Source organism: Marinobacter sp. Arc7-DN-1 (genome assembly GCF_003441595.1).
Taxonomy (GTDB): domain Bacteria; phylum Pseudomonadota; class Gammaproteobacteria; order Pseudomonadales; family Oleiphilaceae; genus Marinobacter; species Marinobacter metalliresistant.
Genome location: NZ_CP031848.1, coordinates 2,034,856 through 2,056,528, shown reverse-complemented (window position 1 = coordinate 2,056,528; position 21,673 = coordinate 2,034,856). Strand labels below are relative to the sequence as shown.

The 21,673-nt window shown below is 52.2% G+C and carries 20 protein-coding genes; 9 read left to right on the top strand and 11 right to left on the bottom strand.

All coding sequences use genetic code 11. The features are described 5' to 3' along the window. Positions 1 to 117: 117 nt before the first annotated feature. On the bottom strand, positions 118 to 774 hold the full coding sequence (locus D0851_RS09675) for an SDR family NAD(P)-dependent oxidoreductase (protein WP_117618464.1): 657 nt from the start codon (positions 772 to 774) through the stop codon (positions 118 to 120). A gap of 138 nt (positions 775 to 912) precedes the next feature. On the opposite strand from D0851_RS09675, the gene D0851_RS09670 reads away from it, so the two are divergent. After that, on the top strand, positions 913 to 1,923 hold the full coding sequence (locus tag D0851_RS09670; RefSeq protein WP_162893714.1) for a S41 family peptidase: 1,011 nt from the start codon (positions 913 to 915) through the stop codon (positions 1,921 to 1,923). 39 nt (positions 1,924 to 1,962) lie between these two features. Here D0851_RS09670 and istB read toward each other — a convergent pair whose 3' ends face one another. Further along, positions 1,963 to 2,703, bottom strand: a complete 741-nt coding sequence (istB, locus tag D0851_RS09665; protein ID WP_092034459.1) for an IS21-like element helper ATPase IstB — start codon at positions 2,701 to 2,703, stop codon at positions 1,963 to 1,965. Then, complete coding sequence (gene istA / locus D0851_RS09660) at positions 2,690 to 4,195, bottom strand: IS21 family transposase (RefSeq protein ID WP_162893660.1); 1,506 nt, start codon at positions 4,193 to 4,195, stop codon at positions 2,690 to 2,692. The genes istB and istA overlap by 14 nt, the downstream gene beginning before the upstream one ends. A 109-nt stretch (positions 4,196 to 4,304) precedes the next feature. On the opposite strand from istA, the gene D0851_RS09655 reads away from it, so the two are divergent. Continuing rightward, on the top strand, positions 4,305 to 4,694 hold the full coding sequence (locus D0851_RS09655) for a S41 family peptidase (RefSeq protein ID WP_117618462.1): 390 nt from the start codon (positions 4,305 to 4,307) through the stop codon (positions 4,692 to 4,694). Positions 4,695 to 4,953: 259 nt separating this feature from the next. Here D0851_RS09655 and D0851_RS09650 read toward each other — a convergent pair whose 3' ends face one another. Both D0851_RS09650 and D0851_RS09645 read right to left on the bottom strand, forming a co-directional pair. After that, positions 4,954 to 6,828: a UvrD-helicase domain-containing protein gene (locus tag D0851_RS09650; protein WP_117618461.1), complete on the bottom strand. Its 1,875-nt coding sequence runs from the start codon at positions 6,826 to 6,828 to the stop codon at positions 4,954 to 4,956. A gap of 16 nt (positions 6,829 to 6,844) precedes the next feature. Beyond that, positions 6,845 to 8,794: an ATP-dependent nuclease gene (locus D0851_RS09645; protein WP_117618460.1), complete on the bottom strand. Its 1,950-nt coding sequence runs from the start codon at positions 8,792 to 8,794 to the stop codon at positions 6,845 to 6,847. Positions 8,795 to 8,984: 190 nt separating this feature from the next. On the opposite strand from D0851_RS09645, the gene D0851_RS09640 reads away from it, so the two are divergent. The 4 genes from D0851_RS09640 (at position 8,985) to D0851_RS09625 (ending at position 12,367) form a co-directional block, all read left to right on the top strand. Then, positions 8,985 to 9,335 carry a hypothetical protein gene (locus tag D0851_RS09640; protein ID WP_117618459.1) on the top strand — a complete coding sequence of 117 codons (351 nt, stop codon included), beginning with the start codon at positions 8,985 to 8,987 and terminating at the stop codon, positions 9,333 to 9,335. 31 nt (positions 9,336 to 9,366) lie between these two features. After that, complete coding sequence (locus tag D0851_RS09635) at positions 9,367 to 10,329, top strand: DUF932 domain-containing protein (protein WP_117618458.1); 963 nt, start codon at positions 9,367 to 9,369, stop codon at positions 10,327 to 10,329. 86 nt (positions 10,330 to 10,415) lie between these two features. Further along, the gene (locus D0851_RS09630; RefSeq protein ID WP_205422304.1) at positions 10,416 to 11,417 is read left to right on the top strand and encodes a YqaJ viral recombinase family protein; all 1,002 of its coding nucleotides are present in this window, start codon (positions 10,416 to 10,418) and stop codon (positions 11,415 to 11,417) included. Between the two features lie 62 nt (positions 11,418 to 11,479). Beyond that, positions 11,480 to 12,367 (top strand): hydrolase or metal-binding protein, encoded by an 888-nt coding sequence (locus tag D0851_RS09625; RefSeq protein ID WP_117618456.1) that lies wholly within the window; start codon positions 11,480 to 11,482, stop codon positions 12,365 to 12,367. 221 nt (positions 12,368 to 12,588) lie between these two features. On the opposite strand, the gene D0851_RS09620 is transcribed toward D0851_RS09625, so the two are convergent. Further along, complete coding sequence (locus D0851_RS09620; protein ID WP_117618455.1) at positions 12,589 to 13,212, bottom strand: DUF6088 family protein; 624 nt, start codon at positions 13,210 to 13,212, stop codon at positions 12,589 to 12,591. Positions 13,213 to 13,403: 191 nt separating this feature from the next. On the opposite strand from D0851_RS09620, the gene D0851_RS09615 reads away from it, so the two are divergent. Then, positions 13,404 to 14,114: a sce7726 family protein gene (locus D0851_RS09615; protein ID WP_117618454.1), complete on the top strand. Its 711-nt coding sequence runs from the start codon at positions 13,404 to 13,406 to the stop codon at positions 14,112 to 14,114. On the opposite strand, the gene D0851_RS09610 is transcribed toward D0851_RS09615, so the two are convergent. From D0851_RS09610 to D0851_RS09590, 5 genes are all read right to left on the bottom strand, one after another. Beyond that, positions 14,103 to 15,194, bottom strand: coding sequence for a beta family protein (locus D0851_RS09610; RefSeq protein WP_117618453.1), 1,092 nt, complete (start codon positions 15,192 to 15,194; stop codon positions 14,103 to 14,105). The two genes, D0851_RS09615 and D0851_RS09610, sit on opposite strands and share 12 nt — an antisense overlap. Continuing rightward, positions 15,191 to 15,733, bottom strand: coding sequence for an ImmA/IrrE family metallo-endopeptidase (locus D0851_RS09605; protein WP_117618452.1), 543 nt, complete (start codon positions 15,731 to 15,733; stop codon positions 15,191 to 15,193). Before D0851_RS09605 ends, D0851_RS09610 begins: the two co-directional genes overlap by 4 nt. Before the next feature lie 3 nt (positions 15,734 to 15,736). After that, positions 15,737 to 16,411 (bottom strand): phosphohydrolase, encoded by a 675-nt coding sequence (locus D0851_RS09600; protein ID WP_162893713.1) that lies wholly within the window; start codon positions 16,409 to 16,411, stop codon positions 15,737 to 15,739. A gap of 139 nt (positions 16,412 to 16,550) precedes the next feature. Then, complete coding sequence (locus D0851_RS09595; protein WP_205422303.1) at positions 16,551 to 17,246, bottom strand: M48 family metallopeptidase; 696 nt, start codon at positions 17,244 to 17,246, stop codon at positions 16,551 to 16,553. Next, positions 17,246 to 20,578 (bottom strand): type I restriction endonuclease subunit R, encoded by a 3,333-nt coding sequence (locus tag D0851_RS09590; protein ID WP_117618449.1) that lies wholly within the window; start codon positions 20,576 to 20,578, stop codon positions 17,246 to 17,248. Before D0851_RS09590 ends, D0851_RS09595 begins: the two co-directional genes overlap by 1 nt. A 193-nt stretch (positions 20,579 to 20,771) precedes the next feature. Here D0851_RS09590 and D0851_RS09585 point away from each other — a divergent pair, with 193 nt between their 5' ends. Then, entirely contained in the window at positions 20,772 to 21,344 is a 573-nt protein-coding gene (locus D0851_RS09585) for a hypothetical protein (RefSeq protein ID WP_117618448.1), read from the top strand. An 82-nt stretch (positions 21,345 to 21,426) separates the two neighbouring features. Beyond that, positions 21,427 to 21,645 carry a hypothetical protein gene (locus D0851_RS09580; RefSeq protein ID WP_117618447.1) on the top strand — a complete coding sequence of 73 codons (219 nt, stop codon included), beginning with the start codon at positions 21,427 to 21,429 and terminating at the stop codon, positions 21,643 to 21,645. The last annotated feature ends 28 nt before the right edge of the window (positions 21,646 to 21,673 follow it).

The window sequence follows — 21,673 nt, the reverse complement described above, 5'->3', positions numbered from 1 at the left end:
GCGCTTGCCGGAGGCTGCATAGCCCAGGGACTAAAGTTCTGTAGCAATAGTAGCAGCTTTATGGTGAAACGGAATTCAGGAGGTTTGTTTCAAATGGTGACAGAATCCTTCTGATACTCAGAATGCACAGTCAGACCCGTCCCAGGATTTAAAGCACCCGGTCCCGGATATCGTGAGCTTGTCAATCTGATTGCGAAGGCCCGGCACGGCTTCTTCCAACGTCAGATCTGCTGAATCGCCTCCCATGTCTGTCGCAACCCAGCCCGGATGGTAGATACCGACCGCTATACCTTCCCTCTCAAGGCTCACCGCCAGATTGCGCCCGAGATTTATGGCCGCGGCCTTGGAAGACCTGTAAATAAACCGGTTACCCGCCGGGGTACTCTGTGAACCCATCTGGCTGGCAATGATCGCAATTTTTGGAGCTTCGCCGGCGTCCCTGCTGGCTCGCAGGTTGGGGAGCAAAGCCTGAACCACCAGAAAGACACCGGTTACATTGACGGCAAACGACTGGGCCCAGAGTTGCGGAGCATATCCCGTTTCCAGATCATCGAATTTATCCAGAGAAACACCGGCATTGCAGATCAAGGTGGAGATTGGACGGCCCTCAAGCCGTTGGGCCAGCGCCTTGATGCTGGTCGGGTCGGCGACATCCAGCGGCTCCATGCCAGGGGAGTTCCGGGCCGTCGGAATAACTTCGGCTCCTGCACTTTGCCACTCCGTGGCCAGTGCGCTGCCAATGCCACGGTTGGCACCCGTAATCAGTATCGACATTCGCGAGTCTCCCTTAAGTTGGTGTTTACTTACCTTTTAGTGTTGAACTGACTACTCTAATTATTGGTAAGGATCCTACGATGCCCGGGCGCAGGGCCCATGCTTGCAAGCGTCGCACAAACGGGCCTGGAGTGCTCTATGAAGCTAAGCCAGCGGCGCAATCGTGCCACGTCTGCCCCGGTTTTCGAAAACCTTCAGGGTGTCTGGCGCTCGCAAGGTTATGGTAAGGTACTGCGGATCGAGAGTGACCGGTATACCTTGTTTGAGGAAACCGCCATCAGTTGCCGGAAGCTTTATGCGGGCAGCCTTGAGGAACTCAGTCATTATTACGAAGACCTTGAGGTCTCCCCTGGCGGACAGGCATTCAGTGCTCACCGTGTCAGTGGCGTGGCACGTATTGGCTTTCGGCGCCTGAAAGCATTACCAACGAGTGCCTCCGAAACCCTCAAGCATGACCCCAAGGACCCGGAGTACAACTTCGAGATCTTTTGGCGAACCTTCGCCGAGCAGTATGCCCTGTTTGAACTCAAAGGCGTGGCCTGGGATGAGGTGTACCGCACCTATCGCCCGCAAATTCACGCGGGCAGCTCACGAGAAACCCTGTTTGCCACCATGGCGGCCATGCTGCGGCCACTGAAGGACGGCCATATACGCCTGCACACACCTTCGGGCCACTACAGCGCCGGTGCCCACCCCGCGCTATACCAGCGGCTGACCCGGGAGCTGGAAGACGCCCGTGATGACCGGGAACTCACCAGTTATCTGGGCGACCTGAAAGAATGGCTGCACGATGTCATCCATGAGGAATATCTGGCGAATGGCGTAAGCCATGGCGGCAACCGGCTGGTGGAGTGGGGGCGGCTCAACGAGGCCATCGGCTACCTCAATATCCGCGCCATGGCTGGCCAGAGTGGCAAGACCGGCCAGCCAGCGGCAGACCTGAACGCCGTGGACGGTATAATGCAAAAGGTGCTCACCGATATTGGCGAGCTTCCCAATCTGGTGGTGGACCTCCGCGGCAACGGCGGCGGCTATGATGGTGTCGCGCTGCGGTTTGCCGCCTACCTGATGGATCGCAAGCGGCTGGCTTTCACCAAGGCAGCCCGCCATGGCAACGGCTTCACCGGTGTCAATGGCCATTTATTTTGACCCACCTTTGGCCAATAAAATTGACCCACCTTTCATAGTCTAGCCTGTCGTTTTCTGCTTCAGCCGATAGCTTTCTCCTCCCAGCATAAAGATGTGTGAATGGTGGATGACCCGATCAATGATCGGCACCGCCACGTTGTCGTCGTGGAAGAACTCGCCCCAACTGGTGAAGTCCTTGTTGGTGGTGAGGATGATGGACCGGTATTCGTACAGGCTGTTGATCAGCTGGAACAGGTTGTACCGGGCCTGCCGCGTCATGGGCAGGTAACCCAGTTCATCGATGACCAGCAGGTCGTACTTGGCCAGTTGGCTGACCCGCTTTTTCAGCTCACCCTTCATCTCGGCCAGCTCTAGTTCTTCCACCAGATCGAGAGCGTTGCGGAACAGCACCCGGTAGCCGGCCTCCACAGCTTTGTGGCCAATGCCGATGGCCAGGTGGGTCTTGCCTACACCGGGCGGACCGATGAACACCAGGTTGTTTCGCTCGTCGATGAACTGGAAGTCCAGCAAGGCATTGACCTGGCGTTTGGTAATGGTGGTCTGGTGCCGGTAGTCGAAGCCCTCCAGGCGCTTCTCCGCTGGGAACGCAGCCATTTTCCGGTTCCGGCGGATGCGTTTGTCCTGGCGCTGGGTCAGTTCGTGCTCGGCAAGCCGGTCCGCGAAGCTGAGATAGGACATCTCGTTGGCTTCAGCCTCGGCCAGCAGGTTGGTCAGTTCGTCGGCGGCCGCGCTCAGGCGCAGGCTGCGGTAACGGGCCACGGTCTGTTCAAGCTGGCTCATGGGTCACCCCCTGGCCACTGGAGCGGCCAATATGGCGGTAAGCGCTCAGATCCAGTGTTTCTTTTGGTTCCGATAGCGGTTCCGGCTGTCGCTCCCGGAGAACGGCGGCCTGGGCTGCTTCCAGATAACTTTGCAGCCGTGTCGCGGTCATGCCGGGACGCTCTGCCAGCGTCGTAATTAATGCCGGATCCACGGGCGCATGGCGCTTGAGCAGGTCACGGGCAGCCACCAGCTGGTCCTTGTAGATCTTGGGCTCGGAACGCTTGAGCTGTTGGCACAACCGTGGCCCGATGTCACTGCCGATCAGGTCGTTGATCTTACCCTCAAGGGTGGCCACCCGCTGGGCATGATCCCGGTAGTGGTGGGTGTTCTTGATTACCTTGCCTTTATCGGCACACAGAGCATGGCTGGCAATGACTTCCCCTGTGTTCAGGTCGCTGATGTGGAGTTGGCCGCCGGACTCCAGAACGCCCACCCGGGCCTGCTGCCAGGCCATGGGCACAGAGTACTTGTTGGCCTTCCAGGCGATCAGGCCGGTCTTGTCGGCTCGACGTGTCTCGTGGGCCACAGATTGCACGCAAGCTGGTGACAGGTAAGCCTCCAGGTGTTCTCGCTCATCCCGTTCGAAGCGTTCCCGGGGTGGTTCTCCGGTGGTGCCGTGGATGCGGACATTGGCTACGCTCTCAAGCCAGTCCTGCACGTGCTGGCGCACGTGCTCCTGGTCCCGGAAGACTTCACCGTAGAGGCAATCCTGCTTGACGTACTTCACGCCAGCTTCCACCTTGCCCTTGCTCTCCGGGTCATAGCCTTCGCAGGCATGGATCCGGAACCCGGCCGTGGTGGCATACTCATGGAACCGTTGGTTTAGCGTCAGTTCCCGGTACTGCTCGTTGATCACCACCAGCTTGGTCTGATCGTAGACGCACTCCTCTGGCAGGCCACCGAAGTAACGCAGGGCTTCGTCATGGAGCTGGATAAACGTCTGGGTATCCAGCGGGCGGAAGGCCAGACCCACGTACATCAGCCGTGAGAAGGACAGCACGAACACCACGAAGTGGAGAATCCGCTCTTCGCCACCGATCAGCACGCCGCGCAACTCACCCGGATCCACCTGACACTGAACACCCGGCACATCGTCCAGAATGGGTTCGTAGTAGCGCATCTGGGCCGAGGCCACTTCCTCCTTAAGCACCCGCACATAGCGTCGGATGGTGCGATCCGAGGCCGACAACTCGCCAACCCTCTCTTGCAGCTTGCGGGCAATCTTGACGGCGCTGAGCTTGGGAAACTGCTGGAGCAAATGCACCAGATAATCCCGGTGATCATCGAGTCGCTTGCTCCGCGAGGGGTCTGCAAACCGTTCTGAAATCGCATCCACCTCCATCCGCAGGTACTTGCGAACGGTATTGCGGGACAACCCCAGTTCCTGACTGATGGCGCGGATCGACAGCCCTTTGCCGTTATCGTGCAGTGCCTTGATCTTGTGTATCACAACCCACTCCTTCACTGACATGCCCCCGGCCATGGATAAAAGCGGGGGACAGTAGCTGGTTCTGTGGCCTGACGGCCACCCGGGGGTGGGTCAAAATTAATGGCCAGTAGTGGGTCATTTTAATTGGCCACTAACAACCGGTAAACAGAGCATCCATGTCGCGCCTGCCAGCAGGACGTTCCGTGGCAACCTGTTTGTGCTGACCAGCGAGTTGACGGCCAGTGCTGCAGAAATCTTTGTGCTCTCGTTGCTGCAACATCCCCGCCTCACCCTGATTGGCGAGCCCACCCATGGCATCCTCTCCGATACCCTTGAGCGCCACCTGCCTAATGGCTGGCACCTGACCTTATCCAACGAGATCTACCGGGCCTACGACGGCGAGTTGTATGAAGATGTCGGTATCCCGCCCCATATCCGCCTGTATTACCTTGGCCGGAAGGGGCGAGAGGAGGGCAAGGACCCGATGTTGGAGCGGGTGCTTAAGCTGGCCGGGGCGTGACGGGGGTGCTTTGGTGGTGGATATTCCGGACGGTGTAGAACGAAAAAAGCCCCTAAAATCAGGGGCTTTTCGGTTGGTTGGTGGAGACGGCGTCCCTATAAAAACATCTTTAAAAAATTGATTTAGTTATAGTTATTAAATAATTTTTTTGCCGTTACCCGCAATGTTACCCACAATTTTGCTGCATGAGGAGCTTTTTACCGAACCAGCCTGTATCGGAATCCGTTAATATTAGTTAGCTACTAATTAGTGATGTGCTCTATATGAGATCGATCTCCGGTACCCCAGCAGAGGTCAGCAGTTGGAAAAGCTCATCTACCTTTACCCGACCACCACGCTCTGAGCAAAAGGTAAAGATTGCTCTTTGTTTGGCTCGAGAGAGTGCTACAAAGAAAGTTGCAAGCCCTTCAGCGTTTCCTGGTGTATGTGACCACCATGTTTGATCATCAAGCCCGAGAAAGACAATTGTGTCGTACTCAAGTCCCTTGCTCTTATGTACTGTCATCAGAGGAATCTGGTCAACCCCTTCGAATGAATCTACGCACGCCTCCCAAGATATTGCGCTTTTGGCAGATTCGGCAAGGTACTCGCAGAAGGCTTCTACCATGATTTCCAGAAGATCCCCTGTAGAGTACTGAACGTAAGAGCGTGCAAATTCCTTCAGGCCCAAGAAGTCAACGATCTTATTCGATATCAGATGGGCGTTGGTCTCAGTCGGTGCTAGGCCCTCCATTGTTTCGCGAAGGTCTTTTAAAAAAGATTCGAATTCAGATTCAATGCGTCTTTCTGCAACGTCGTCAGATGGAGGAACAGCTCGGAGCTCCCTAACCGCGTTAACGCATAGCTCCCATGCCCTTGGTGCCTGGCGTGAAGCCCCTAGTCGCATCATGGCGATTGCAGTACAGGAAAAATGGTCGGATAAAAGATCTTGGAGCGTCGTTTTGCCTATTGCTTTGCTTTCGTTCCTTACCTGTAGACCTTGTTTCATAAGTGGGGTAACAAGGTTCTTCTCGAAAATGTCGGCCCTTTGTTTTACCAGGATGGCGTAATTTCGAGGAGTATTTCCTCTATCCCTCATATCGGTGACTAGCCAGCTGGCCAAGTACTCCACCTCATCGCTGATTCGAGTAGAGCACCATACCTGAGCGACGTCCCCATCTATTCTATTGACTGATTGAGACTTGGATTCGGTAACACCTTGATCGAGAGCTTTGGCAACAACATGTTGAATCTGCACAAGTTCTGGAGAAGAGCGAAAATTGAATAATAAAGGAATGCTGGTCGCATTGAAGTCGTGGCTGAACTGTTCAAAGGCGTCAATTCTGGCGCCTGCCCAAGTCATTATTCTCTGTTTGTTGTCTCCCACTGCGGTGACGCTGATTTCTCCACCATTGAATGCTGAAAGAAGAAAATCGTACTGTGCATATGTCGTATCTTGGAATTCATCAACAAAGACGAAAGGGTACGTTAGCTGCAAAGCACGCCTTACATGAGGTACCGCGCGCAACAAGAGCTCTGCTAGACGGTTCAGCGCAACAAAAGTCAGCTTGGAAGAGTGGTAGGACCGCAAAAGTTCGTCCCACCAACACTGAATAATAAATTCGGTGGCCGTTTTAGGTGTATGACGAGCAATGGGAAGTCTATGAGCTCCGACCCAACGCGACTCGAAGGTATTTGGGCTGAAATCCGGTACCTCACCTGGCCATTGAGCCGCGGAGCCCGCAAGGAACTGTTCGATCTTCCGGCGTGGTGGAAATTCAATGTCATATCGTTCTGTCGGACGCCAATCGGCCGGTATGGCCGCAAGAAAGCGATCAACTAGGCTTTTTGTGAAGGCATCAAAGGTCACCGAGGAGAATCGGTTCGATAATTCCTCCGGACACCGCTTATTTACACGCTCTCCTAAATTCGAGGCTGCGTCACTTTTAAATGAAATTGCGAGTATTCGATATGGTGCAGGGCATATTCCTGTCTCAAGTAGGTAGGCAGCCCTTTGAGCCAGAAATTCCGTCTTGCCTGCACCGGGCCCGGCAATAACGCACGTTGAGCTATCGTTTTTTAGCGCCTGCCACGCAGCTGGTTCCAAGTCTGCTATGCCTCGCGGGTGCCATTGATGCGGTTGGGTGAGCAACATTCGAGCCGACCTTCGATTACTGGGGTGTTAGGTTGTTAGCCACTGTTGCGATGAGAGCCTTCAACTCCTCAGGCGCTTGCGCTGACAGTTGCTCGGTGGGAATGCTGCTCAATACACGAACATGTGTGCTGGGCTTTCCCCTCCCCAGGAAGAGGTAGCGGTACCAACGCAAGGACTGATCGTGGTCTGCGCTATAAAGGTTCCCGTTTCCCCCTTCTCCTAGGACAGCTGTCCGTGGGTCCCCTTGGGAAGACGGGCCGTTTCGGCCATCCTCAACAACCTGATAATGCATGGGGAGTGAGCGGAGCATCGAATAGTCAAGGTCAAGAGGGTCACAAAAGAACACGCTGTGCCTTCTTAAAAAGCCTAACCATTGATTCAGTCCTGCTAAATCGTCATCCGATCGCGCATCGAACGTTGCGAGATCATGAGAGGGCCCATTAGGTGATGGAGATTGAAAAATCTGTTGTGGAGTGACCCCGATTTCCATCAGCTGAGAGCATGCGGTTTTGATTCGACCCCAACCCCCGCCTTCTCTCCCCCGGTCAAGATCAAGGAGAGTGGCATGGGGGATTTCCAGGCCGGCAAGAAGGCGCCAGAGGTGGTTTACGTGCCTCCCGCCCAATGGAACCACTGACACTACTGAGCGGTCAATGTCGCACCCCATGGCTTGGCTGACCTTCGGGATGACGATTTCTTCAGAGGCTCCCTCTCCAAGAACGACGAAGCGGGCAAAATATAATTCGGGGTAACTGCGAACGGCCTCACGTACGAATTTCGAGGCGTCCTCCTGGTTTTCCGGCAATGTTATTGCTTTAACTTGCGCTGTTCTGTCAGGTGATTTTAGCCGGAAATGTCTTACTTGGGAGGGATCGACTCGCGCAAGAATGCTTGCTGAGTGGCTTGATAGGACTGCTTGTGCATGATTACCGCCAGTTAAATTTACGATCTGCCCGACTATCCGTGATAGATAGAACGGTGCGAGATTGTTTTCCGGCTCTTCGACGGCTATCAAAGTGAGTGCAGGAAGGGGTATGCCTCCAGGCTGGAATCCCGCGTTAGTGGAATCGTTTGAAATGCTGGTCTCAACATCAAGGGTTGATGCCGTCATTGCTAGATGAAAAAGCGAGCGCTGGCCATCGCTTAGATCATCAAGGGCTCGCTCTCGACCCGCTTCATCCGGATGGAAGACGACCTCTACTTTACGTATGAATTCTTGGAATCGCAGATCGATAGGCCGAAATATCGGAGTAGTGTCGGTGCCGGCAGTATGGACCTCTTGCCATCGCCGTTTCACGGCATTTGCCACAGTATCTACAGCCGTCTCTCCCGTGAATGCGGCATTGAGAGTCGAGCCTGCTTCAACAAATGTACTTCTTACACCATCTGACCAGTTAATTGCCCGCCAAAGCCGACCTCGCAAAAATGCGGTCACTTGGGATGCCCCGTCTCTTGAAGCCGGTACATAGATCAGTTGGATTCGGCTTCGGTCTGTAGCTTTTACGTCCATGCAGTCCGCGTCTTCGAATTCTCCAAACTTTTTGACAGCAAAATACCTTTGCTCGATGGCTCCGTCGAGAGAGCCATCATCTATCCATGTTGCTTCTAAGCGGATTCTGCATTTCAGGTTTCCGTGTTCATCAGCAGCCATCTGATGGAAGAATTCAGGAACAGAACGTGCGCTAGCTTCGTCAGACGACAGCTCTGGAAATGCTATAACGGCTTCAATGGCAAGGTTTCGTTCGCTTGGAGATATGCTTTCGTCGCTCGGAATATGAAAATCTTGACGGCGAAGTCTTCTTTGATCTCCGGTGATGCCGAATAGCCGTTGGAGCGCCTGCATTAGTGCTGTTTTTCCCGAACCATTGAATCCCACTAGCGCGGTCAGGCCTGGGTCCAAATCAATACGTTGTGAAATCGGGCCGAAGCACCGAAAGCTGGTAAGACTGATGCTCTCTATAAACATAAAACTCCCTAGGTGGCTCGCATCATTGAGCTGCAGCGCGCAATTAACTCCGGAAATGCCTGTTCATATTGGCTGAAATCTTTCTGTATGTCAGGGCAGAACTTATTCAAATAAAACTGACACATATATCACCTCTGTGAACCAGGGCACTGACAGTGCCTTCTCTCCCAATTCACAGAGGTAATTTCCAATGTCCGAACAATGCCCCAACTGCCTGTCCCGGCGGATTGGTAAGAACAACTACGGCAAGAAAACCGCTGGCGTAGTCGGTGCGTCTGCAGGTACCTATGGCGGCTATGCCGCTGCAACCGCTGGCGCCCAAGCAGGTGCTGCCCTCGGTATCGTTGCCGGTCCTATCGGTGCGACAGTTGGCGGTATCGGTGGTGCTGTCATCGGCGCGCTACTGGGTGGTGCTACCGGTGCGTCCGCTGGCGTTATTCTGGGCGACGTCCTGGATGACCGTGTGCTGGATAACCTCCGTTGCCTTGATTGCGGCTATTCCTTCAGTACCGATCCCGACTCCCGCGACGATATCCACTGATCCCCCTCGCAAACTCCACAGGAGAACAACCATGGCTCATCTCATCGAGCAAATGGCCTACGTTGGCCAAACCCCCTGGCATGGTCTGGGGAATGAACTGACTTCCAATCAGCCCCTGGAGGTCTGGGCAAAACAAGCGGGCCTGGACTGGCAGATCCAGGAAAGTCCTGTCCGCTATGTCACCAATGCCAGTAGCAGCCTGGGTGAAATCCTGTCCTACCCAGATAGCAAGGTGCTTTACCGCTCGGATACCAAGGCCCCCTTGTCGGTAGTCGGTAATCGCTTCAAAGTGGTCCAGCCTGAAGAGATTCTGGAGTTTTATCGGGATCTGACCGAGATATCGGGTTTTGAGCTTGAAACTGCAGGTGTTCTGAAAGGTGGCCGTAAAATGTGGGCACTCGCCCGTACCGGACAATCTGGCATGCTCAAGGGCAACGATCAGACTAATGCCTATGTGCTACTGGCCACCGCGTGTGACGGCACTATGGCAACCATCGCTCAGTTCACCAGTATCCGCGTGGTGTGCAACAACACTCTCGCGGTTGCTTTGAAAGGCTCTACTGCAAATGCCGTCAAGGTGAAGCACAACATGGCCTTCGATGCTGACCTGGTGAAGAGGCAACTGGGTATCTCTGTCTCGTCCTGGGATGACTTCATGTACCGCTTGAAGGCCCTGAGCGAACGAAAGGTTAAGGCCACCGAGGCCAGAAACTATTTTCTCAAGGTGTTCACCGATGATTCCGGTACTGGCGTCGGCAAAACCAACGAGCGATCCATGGCGAGGGCTCTGGGTCTGTATGAAGGCGAGGGCATGGGTGCCAACCTGGCATCTTCAGAAGGTACGGCTTACGGCCTGCTGAATGCCGTTACTGAGTTCATCGATCACCAACACCGGGCGAAAACCGTGGACCACCGACTGGATTCCGCCTGGTTCGGAACCGGTGCCGCTGTAAAGAACCGTGCTTTAGAGCAGGCCATGTCACTGGTGGCCTGAGCCAATCCCACAAATCTCAAAACCGCCATAAAGCCCGCCGGAGCCTGATGCTCTGGCGGGCTTTTTTATGTCTGGAGGAAAACACTATGGGCATGAATGCAAACACAATTCAGAAACAACAGCCAGCATTACGCCTGGTCTCCACCAAGGGCCTTAGTCGCGACGAATGGCTGAAGGTCCGCAAGCAGGGCATTGGTAGTAGCGATGCCGCTGCGGCCGTTGGCATGAACCCTTATCAATCCCAGCTTGAGCTCTGGATGGTTAAAACCGGCAGAGACGCTGGCTTACCAAAACCGGATTCGGACGATCCATCGTCACCAGTTTATTGGGGCCATATCTTGGAACCGATCGTTGCTGAGCAATACAGCCAGAAGACTGGCCGAAAGGTACGCCGGGTCAATGCAGTGTTGCAGCACTCCGATCCCGAAAAGCACTGGATGTTGGCCAACCTGGATTATTCCGTGGTGGCCGATCAGGACGTGCAGATCCTTGAGTGCAAAACGGCAGGGGAGTTCGGGTCACGTCTTTGGAAAGAGGGTGTGCCGGATTACATCCAGTGCCAGGTGCAGCACCAGCTGGCAGTCACCGGCAAACAGGCGGCGGACGTGTGCGTTCTGCTGTGTGGCCAGGAGTTGAAGATCTACCGGATTGAACGGAATGAAGAGCTCATCGAAGCGCTGTACGTGCTGGAGCGCCAGTTCTGGGATTTCGTGGAAACGGATACCCCGCCACCGGTCGATGGAACCGATTCAGCTGAACGTGCCTTGCGCCATCTGTACCCAGTGGACAGAGGAGAGACCCTGGACTTCAGCCAAAGCAAAGAGCTGTCTGATGCGTTCGACGAATTGCTGGCAATCCGCAAGGAAATGGAAGCCCTCAGCTCTACCGAATCCCACCTGAAACAGCGAATCGAGAGTCAGATGGGAGAAGCCTCAAAGGCAACCTTCCCGAGTGGCAGCGTGAGCTGGAAGCGGAGCAAGGATTCCGTTGGGCTTAACGTGAAACAGCTGCTGAAGGATCAGCCAGAGATTCTGGAACAGTACCCACTGACGAAGCCAGGAAGCCGTCGATTCCTCATCCAAGCATGAATACCCCATTGGCCACGCGGGCATGACGAGTGCCCCGTGGTCCTTTTTACAGGAGAGTCATCATGATTAAAGGTTTAGCCATCACGCCTCCCGTGTTGGGGCGTATTAGCATCGGTAGGGTCGTTGAAAAGAACGGCATCCGGCTACCGCAGAAAGACGATCAATTTACCATCACCTCCCAGATCCAGGAAAAGGATGGCTGGGTGCCTCACCCCATGGACGAGGAACTGAGAAAAAATGCCCCAAATAGGAAACTGCGGACAATCCCGGTACGAATGCTGTTCAACGACGCTGATCTGAATCTGCGGGCCGAGTACACCATGTTCGACCGGAAAAGCGGGCGGCCTATGTGTGTAGGTAATGGCGACACATGTAAGCGCCTGACGCAGTCAGGAGTGCAGTCTTTGCCATGCCCGGGGCCAACACTCTGCGAGTTCGGCAAAGGTGGCCTGTGCAAGCCCTATGGCCGCTTGAACGTCAAGGTCGGTGACGACGATGATCTCGGGACTTTTATCTTCCGGACGACCGGCTACAACAGCATTCGAACCCTCGCTGCCAGGCTGAGCTACTACCAGGCAGTCTCTGGTGGTCTATTGGCGTACATGCCGCTGGAATTGAAGCTGCGGGGCAAAAGTACGACACAAAGTCATCGCACGCCGATCTATTATGTGGATCTGGTGATCAAGGAGGGGGTGTCATTGCTGGAAGCGGTGGCTGAGGCAAGGGAAAAGGCCATGCTGGTAAAAGAGGAGGGTGTTGACCAGGCTGGGCTGGATTCCGCAGCTGTGAAGGGATTTGGTAATGCGTTGTTTGAATACGATGAGGATGAAATGAGTCAGGTGGTTGAGGAGTTCTATCCTTTTAAATTGGACGAGTGCTCCTCGGGACCGTCATCAATCAAGGCAAGTCTGAGGAAGGTTCAGAATTTGACTGAGACTTCGCATAAGTAGGTCGCAGAGGGTAGCCCGGTTAGCGGGCCACCCATCCTGGTTACCTTTTATTTTTTCATGGGGAATATTGGCTGTGTGTCGGACTCCGAGTGTGTTTTCCAGCTTGCCTTTACTTGTCTGGATTGTCGAGTTTGATCCCGGCATGTTTTTGGGCGCCAAAGTCCGGGATGGCTCTTAGGTCATCATGTTTTTTCGGGTCGCGAAAAACTCGAAAATGTCCGTCAAGCCATCATTTCCTTTTCAAGCTGCTCCAGTTTGACCTGCCATCCTTCCGGCAGTGGCACCGCTTTCAGCTTTTTGATTGCCGTGCGGACCTCGGCTTCGGAAAGTTTCAGCCTAGAAAGAGCATTCTTCAATTCGCTAAGTTTGACGGAATTGGCTGGGGTGACAGTGAAGCTTCGCAACAACTCACCTTCCGGGCGTGATTTCCATCGCAGCTTGGACTCCGCAACATGCCGAACCGCAACAACTTCATTGTCAACTGAAAACGTTCTGTTGGCACCGTTACTCCAGAACACTGTTCTGACGGGAGCCTGTCTCTGGAGCCCAAGTCGATAGGCGGACTCAACACCCTGCCTTACCAGAGTGTAGCCATACTGCTGTGCCCATTTTTTAACGATCTGTTCAGCACTTGCCGTGATCTTGATCGATGGCATGCTGGCCAGGGACCTGGGTCGAACATAGAGTCCCTTGGCCACGCGCTCGACCACGCCTTCTTGAGCAAGCCTGCTCAGCGTTTTTTGTATAGACGCAGAGGAGCCAAGTTCATGGAACTGGCTAATGGAAAACGGGACGCCCCGCCTCATGTACCGCAATCGACGGGTTATTTTTCCTGACGTGGACATGGTTTAATCTGACATAGCGAAACCGCAGTGGATTCATGATAGTCCTTTAATGCTTGGGACTCCAAGAGGATTGATGTCAGGACCGTAGGGTTTATCGGGAGTTTTTTCGTGGAGGAAGCAAAGGTCAAAGGTCTTCTCAACGTAATCCTCCGGAGGGGCGGGTAACACAACACTCGCAATCCGGTATACGGTTGGAGGTATTAATTATTGAAGCGAACGCAGATGTTGCATTTTTCGATCGTTCGTTCATAATACTGTTTATTTATACAGGTGCAAGTCCAGTGAATGAAATTCAGATCAAGATCAGCCTTGTCGCTTCCCTTTATAGTGAATTTCCTCATGCTGTTCTTGCCGCTGAAGTCCCATTTTCTTATGGGACTCGGAGGGCTGACATAGTTATGTTATCTGGTAACGAAGCTACAGGTTTCGAAATTAAATCCGAGGGGGACAAAGTATCTCGATTGGACTATCAGTTAGAAAGTTATAAGGATTTTTTTGATTTCTGCTACGTCGTATGTGTGGCCAAGAATATTTCTTCAGTTAGAAAGACCGTGCCGTCATCATTTGGAATTGTAATGGTTCAGAATGGAGAAGTTAGCTTTGTTCGCCGTTCCAAACATTATAAACGGTTGAACAAGGAGGCGTTGGCAAGTGTGTTGAGTTCGGACACTCTGCGGAAACTGACTGGCAGGAGCGACTTACGCTCGAAGCATGAATTGTGTAAACAAGCTTCAGAGGTTTGTACCTTGAGAAATCTTTATGAGCATTCAAGGACGCAGCTGTTTGAGCGATATGCACCCTCAATGGAGTTGCTCAAAGGGGACGTGAATTCTGTTTTTAGTCCCGATGACATCCAGACAATTACGAGAAGCGCGCCTACTGAGCTCGTACTACGTTCTTAATTTCAATCTGGAGTTAATATAGTATTCCATGCGAACGGAAATCCAATAGGCGGGGCTGATTCCCGTAGGTTTCCCGGATGCTGCAAGAGCAATTTCCTCATCCGCCCATCCTTTATTATTCACGTAGCGTTCGTCTTCAATCATTTTATTGGCACATCTTTGATAGCTGCCATCATCTCGACGATAGCGCTTGTAGATGAACGTCTTTCCATCGGGTAAAGCGATATCAATACGAGGGACAAATGTTCCTCCTCGTATCTCTATTTGTTCGTTATTTATTGACGCATAGTCGCCATATTTGATGTGAACCCCTTCCATAAGAATTTCTTGATAAATAATTTCCTCATATATGGTAAATTCTCCCTCAGAGTCTGCTTCGGCACGGTTACTTGCATTTTTAGCTCCCTCTTGTGCTGGGCTTGAGGGAAAAGAGGAGCAAAGCATGACTGCATCCTCAAGGCGGTTACTGAGACATTTGGAAACTGCTTGGAAGGTTTCAATAAACATGTTAGATATTTTGCTCGTATCAGCATCTGCTTCGTGTCTTATGAAGCCAGCATCCAACAATACGATCAGTTTACTATTATTTTTGAGGTTGTCACGAATCGGGCTCAGATAGAAATCTACTTCATTTGGAGTAAGATCAAAAGGAAGACGTATAGCTAGAAGGTTCTTTTTAGAGGATGCATAACTGACAAACTTCTTTACTTCTTCAAGTATGCCATTGTCGTCTTCATATACGTGAATCATTGGAATAATATTAAGCTCTGAGTATAATTCAAAGATGAAGATCTGCCACTCATAAAAGCTACCGCGCTCAGATAAAAGTTGCTCTATCTGAGGGTTCGAATATGCTTCATCAGTGCTAAGGTCCAAGATAAATGGACGCCCATGCTGTAAGTCTTTTATTTTAGACATGCGTCTATGAATATCGCCATCAGGCGTTTTAGTAGTCTTTCTTGATTTGGTAAGTTCATAAATAGGAAGCATCTGGTTCAAATTAGAATCAGATATATGTTCAAAACATCTAAGTTCTGCGTCTCGAGTCTTAATAATAGGGAAGTACTTATAATTGCTCATAAGCCGTGCCCATCAAAACCTAGGGCTTTTGCGCGAATTCTGACCGCCATTGATGAAACTTGAAAATGAGCAGCAATTTCTTCTATTTTGGTTTTTCCTGAATCTACAGCTTTAGTAAAATCTTCCTTTGGCATCAAAATTGTCGCAGCAAAATTATTGGCCTCTGTTTCCATCCAGTTTGAGTCGCCATTGCGGAAGAATGCTTTATCATTGAATTCATCTTGATTAGCTGCATGACGAATCCTGTGAGCAATTTCGTGCGCAATTGTAAATCGCTGTCGATGGGGGTGATGTAAGGAATTAACTATCATTACCCATTGGCCAGTCTTTTTTTCTTTAAAAAGAGTGCCAGAATCATCGTCGGGCATTGGCTCGAAACGTACGATAATGCCGAGCTCCATTGAAAGCTCTGAAACATTTAGAGGTGAGGTCGAAATACCTTTTTTCTTTGCAAGTTTGACAACATCTTCAGGAGTAGAAAGGTCCTCAAACTCTGGGGGTACTCGATTTTCTTTTACTGCCTTTCTAACAAATGCCATAGATCATTCCTGACTTTTTATTTGAAAAGCACTTCCTTCGTTATCAGACGTGTCGGAAGATGCTATGCGCTCAGCGATCACGCGAATCTGCTGCTTTAATTCTTTGTTTTCAGATTGAAGTCTTTCGTAATTTGTTCTCAACCTTTCAATGGTTTCGGGGTAGAGCTCAAGATCTTTAATTATATTATTGATATCTGCTTGGGCGCTGTGTAATTGTTCTTTCCACTGGGAAGATACTGAATCATTTAATATATATTTAAAAAGAGGGCCTTCTAGATATTCATTTGCAGCGCTTTCAGCTTTCTCATGGGAGCTTCCTCTTATATAAAGAACAGCTGCGGCGGCTATTAAGCCGTTAATCGCTATGAGAATTGTGATTACGGTTTCGTAAAAGCTGCTTTGAAATCCCCAATATTCTTTAAGGCTAATGACTGTTCTTTTTTCCGATAACTCACCGGTTACTTTCCGCACTTGGCTATCATTAGCATCGGCTGAATCAGTGATACCTACGGGACGCTCATACCCAAAAAATTCAAGCAGAACTGGCTCTGGGACCCAAACAATACTAGCTAAAAATAGAAATAACAGGAGCGAAGTTGTGACTATTGATGCCAAAATAGCTGCTAAAACTGGCTTTCTTTTAGATCTAGAAATATCGTTGTCAGTATTAGGCGGCATAGATCACACGACTGCTCAACTGTTGATAATATTAGTCTAAGTGAATTGGGAAACGTTTTGAAGCATCGTAGAGGATATTAAGGACAAAAATGGACGCCTCCCCGGGGTCAAGCACGCTATTGCCGTTGGAATTCAGGATTTATTCAACCCCCTCCACCCCGATCCCGTTCTTAGCCAACCAGTCCTTTCTCCGCTCGAAATCCGGCATTACCCGCTCAACCCGCTTCCAGAACTGGGGTGTATGGTGTGGCTCATGCAGATGCGTTAGCTCATGCACCACCACATACTCCACGATCTCGCGCGGTAACAGGATCGTCTTCCAGTTAAAGTACAGGCGGTTACCCCTGCCACAAGAACCCCAGCGATAGCCTAGATCCTGGATTTTGACGCCAGCTGGTTCAACGCCCATCCGTGAGGCCAGGGCCTGAACTTTCTCGTTCAGGTAAATCTGTGCCTTGTTGCTGTACCAGTGAATGAAGTGCCGCTTCGCCTCAGGCTGCAGATCTTTTCGCAGGCAGAATCGGCCTGCTATGAGTTTGAGGGGAGTTTGCTGGTCATCAACGAGCTTCAGCCGGTGGCTCCGGCCCAGGTACAGGAAGCCCTCGCCAGTCACATACTCTTTGCGAGGCTGGGGCTTAAGCAGCTCTGCTTTCTCGGCCAGTTTCTGATAGATCCAGAATTTTTTTTCCTGAACAAAATCTTTGAGCAGTTGTTCTTCGGTGCCCTTTGGCGCTGCGAGCACCAGGTCGCCCTCACGATCGACGATGATCTCCAATGTTTTGCGCCTGTTGCTGTGGCGCACCTCGAAGGTCAGGTCGTCTACCTGCAATTCCATCACGGGTTCACCAGCTTGCTGTGATTTGCTTTGGCCAGGTCGATCAATTTGTCGAGAAGGGCATCCAGTTGGCCGACTGGAAAAAGGTCCAGCTCAAACAACTCTTCAAACAGTCTGCCTCTCAGGCGCTCCTGGTCTGGCAGGTGAGAAGGCTTCCAGAAGTCCGGGATGCGCAAGTCTTCTGTGATTATCTGAATAGCGGATACGGTGGCCTGTTCCAGGTTCTCCTGCTCGTCTGCGGAAGGCGTAGTGTCTTCACCTAATCGTGCCTTGACCATCTCTCGCAAGAAAGGAAGGTGATTTGCTGGAAGAGCCGAAACTGCCTCGCCCTCCAAAGTCTCATCATCTCGGAGCTGCCGAATAACGTCCGAAAACGCATCCATCTGCTCCTGCCAGAGCCCGTCCATTTGCTCCAGGATTTCCTTCAGGCGTTCACTGAGTTTGGTGTATTTCACAGGATCTTCGTCCAGGTGCTTTCTAACATGGGAGCGAACGGCGTGCTCCATTTCAGACGCCTTGGCCCGATCACTGACTTGCCGATTAACGTGTTGATCGAAGTCGGCGTCGGTCAATTGAACTGGCGGAATCCTGGGGTTGATGCCCAGCGAGATCATGTAGTCGTCGATCAGCTTGCGGACTTTACTGCCAACGTCTTTGCCCAATTCAGGGCTGTCTTTGTATCGGTTTCGGGCCAGTGCGTGAATATGGGCCAGTTGTTTGGCATCGTTCACGAATTCCAATGCTTCAGGGCGTGGCAGGACATCATCCAGTGTCCGGCTGAACTCTTTCAATTTCACGATGAATTCTGCTCGAAGCCGCTCGTCGCCCAACGCAGTAACGGCTTCCTCTGTATCCGTCAGGCTATCGACACCCTGTTTCCTCAGTACATCCACAACCCTAAGGTGACGATCCCGCAGCAGCGGGATTTCGTCTTTCAGGCTCTGGAGAGCGCCCTCAATATCTTCATCGCTATAGGCAGCCAGAGCTTCTTTGAGGTGGTTTGCAACGCCATAGTAATCCACCACGATCCCGCAGCGCTTTCCGAAACCTGTGCGGTTGACCCGGGCAACGGATTGCAGCAATTCCGCTTCCCGAATGGGGCGGTCGAGATACATCACGCCTGCGATGGGCGCATCGAAGCCGGTCAGCAGCATAGACTTTACGATCAGGAAGCTGAGCGGGTCGGCCTTCTCCGGGTCTTTGTGAAACAGAGGTTTTTTGAACTGTTTGATGTTCTGCTCGATTTCTGCACGGTCACTCCACTGGGCCCAACTGCTGTCATCGTTGTTGCTGCTGCTGAATATCACCGCAAACTCAAGCTCCTGCAGTAATTCGCGATACTGCCAGGCTTTGATGGCCGCCTTGATTCTGGGTGGCCGGTTAATCAGTTCGGTCTCGCTGATGTTCTTGTCTTCAGGAGGTAGTGCCATGGCCTCCTCAAGAAGCTTCGTCCTGGCCTGTTTAAGCGCTCCCAGGTAGCGTATGGCGGCTCTTCGGCTATAGGCTACCAGTTGGGCTTTGAAACCATTGGGCAGGATGTTGGTGACGTAATGGCGCAGGATGTCCGCTGCCTTTTCCTCAATCAGGCGAGGTGCCTCAAAGATCTGGCCCTTGGTGGCGTATTTCTTTTTGATCAGTTCCAGTTCGTCCTTGGTGCGTTCTTTGAACAGGTCCTCGAACAAGTCATCTAGGTTGGTACCCTCTTTAACCGCACCCTCTGCCGTTCGGCCCTCGTAAAGGATCGGTACAGTGGCGCCATCGTTCTCCGCTTCCTTGATGGTGTAGCGGTCGATGTAGTCGCCGAAGATCTCGCTGGTCTGCTTTTTCTTGCCCATGATGATGGGCGTGCCGGTAAAACCAATCCGGGCCGCGTTGGGTACCGCCTGCAAAAGGTTGGCGTGGAGATCACCGGCCTGGGTGCGGTGAGCTTCGTCGATCATCACCAGGATGTCCGGGTTTTCATTGATCAGACCAATGGGGCGAGAGGGGATGGGTTTCGCCGGCTTGCCTTCCGGGTTGTCTGCGGCATCCCGTCGATCGATTTCCAGACCGCGTGGGGGCTTGGGCGGAGGGTAGGCCGGAGAAGCCGATTCATGTTCTCGATATTTCTGGATGGTCGCAAACACAAGCCCGGGTCCTGGCTGCCCCAGTATGGATTTCAGCTTGCCGGTATTGCCAGCCACTTTGACGGTCTCCCCGGTCAGCTCTGCCGTATCTGATAGCTGATCCTGCAGATCCTTCCTGTCCGTAATCACGACGACTTTGAAGCGGCGCAGTTCCGGATCGGTTCTAAGCTTGAGGACCAGAAACACCATCGTCAGGCTTTTGCCGCTGCCCTGGGTGTGCCAGACGATCCCGCCACGGCGGTCGTGTTCGCCGTCCTCGGATCGGGTTTTACCGGTTTTCAGACGCTGAACGGCTCGTGTGACGGCCCGATACTGCTGATACCGACACACCAGTTTGATGGTCTGCCCTCCCATAGGCATGAATAACGTGAAGTGGCGGACAATATCCAGCAGGTTGGCCGGAGGCAGCATGCCCGCAATCAATCGTTGCTGGGAGGAAAGCGATGTGACGCCCAGTGTTTCGGCAACTTCCGCTTCGGCGCGTGGCGACACGGTTTTCCAGTTGAGGTAATGGCTGAACCCGGCACCAATGGTTCCCACCCGGGCATCATCGAAATTGGAGGCCACCATAAACTGGTTGGTGAAGAACAGAGCAGGGGCACCTTCGTGTTCCTCTACTTCGAGATCCTGATGACGCTGATCGTAATATCGGCGTAGCTGATCCACGGCGTCCAGAAGGCCCTCAGGAACAGTGCGGCTTTTGCACTCGATGACCACCAGGGGAATGCCGTTCACGAACAGAACAAGATCCGGAATGACGTGACCTTTCCAGCCATCATGGCCTGGTGGGCATTTGACCTTGAATTGATTCACCACCGTGAAGGTGTTGTTCTCAGGGGTAGCCCAATCGATAAACTGGATGGTCTGGCCCCTGCCACTATCCCAATCTGACAAACCTTCTACTGTGATGCCGCCATGGAGCAGTCCGGTTGCCAGTTGGTTGGCTTCCATTACTTTGTTGGCGGGAAGGCGGGTAATGGCGGAGACGGCCTGATCAAGACGCCGTTCATCGAGCCAGGGGTCGCCGTTTCGGGTGTTGATCGCCAGTAGCCGATCACGAAGCAGAGGCTCCATGATGACTTGGGCAAAGGTTTCGCGATGGGTGACGGATGGGGAATCCAGGGAGCCCTCGATGTAATCCCAGCCCTCTTGCTCCAGTTGTTGAATAAAGGGGAGCTCAACTTCGGTATACTCCGGGCCGGGCATTACTGCTCCTTTTGATACACCAGGTTTGACGTTTTGGGGGCGCAGTTCAGAGTTTGCGCTTAATCAGATCATAGCAGTGAATGCATATCCACCCATTAACAGTTGCAGTTCAACCTATTATGCTTGGCGACCGGAGGTCAACGAGTAGTCGTTCATCCTCTAGTTGACGTAAATAGAACCGAAAGGAAACTACGTGTCTTCCCAAAGCTTGCAGAAAAGCGAGGCCTGGAAGCGTTATCTGCTTATCAGGCAAAAGGCCTACAAACTCTGCATGGACGAGTTTCAGGATGTGTTTGGGGGCCACCTGATGCTGGATGCCCTGAGTGAGGAAAACGTTCGAAGTGAGGTTGCTCACTGGAATTCAGGGCTGGATTGGCTGGAGTTGCTTTCCCGGACCAATAACGTCAAAAGGCCACGGAACTTTGATGTCGGGATTTTCTATGTGCCGGAAGCGCGAGAATCAGCGAGGCTTGTCGGCGCAGCGCAGGGTCGTGTTTCCAAAGGTCACAAAGCTACAAGCCATGTTCGAATTGATTTTCTCTCAGGAAACCCGATAGACAACCCGTTCCAAGGCTATATCACGGGTATAGCGGTTCAGTGCGCCGCTTACTATGCCTCACTGATCGATAAAAGGCGTGTGTTGTTGACCCGCCCAAATAAAAATGCACAGGTTTTTCAATATTTTATGGAAGTTTTTGAGGGCCGGTATCGCGAGAGTGACAGAAACTTTCCGTATGACTACTTTTACTTGAATCTTGATGGGTGATAAGTGCGTCGTGGCATGCTCGTATTTGTGTCTAGTCACGGCATTGTGCATACTAATGAACAATCGAATAGGAGGTGGTCTTATGAGCGCCGCAAAACAGATGCACCACGATGAGCTGCATAAGCCGTCTGGATGCAAAGTTTCTGTACCGGAAAATCCGACAGATCAACAGCTTGAACAGGCCAGGCAAGATTTGGGGATGCCAAAGAAGCCAAAGTACAAGGTTTCAGCTGTCAAACTGCGCAAATTCAAGCAGCGCTGGGTCAACGAGCCAGTTAGTATGGCTGGCCAAAAGGCCTGAAAGCTGACAACATGATTCGATTGCTTTA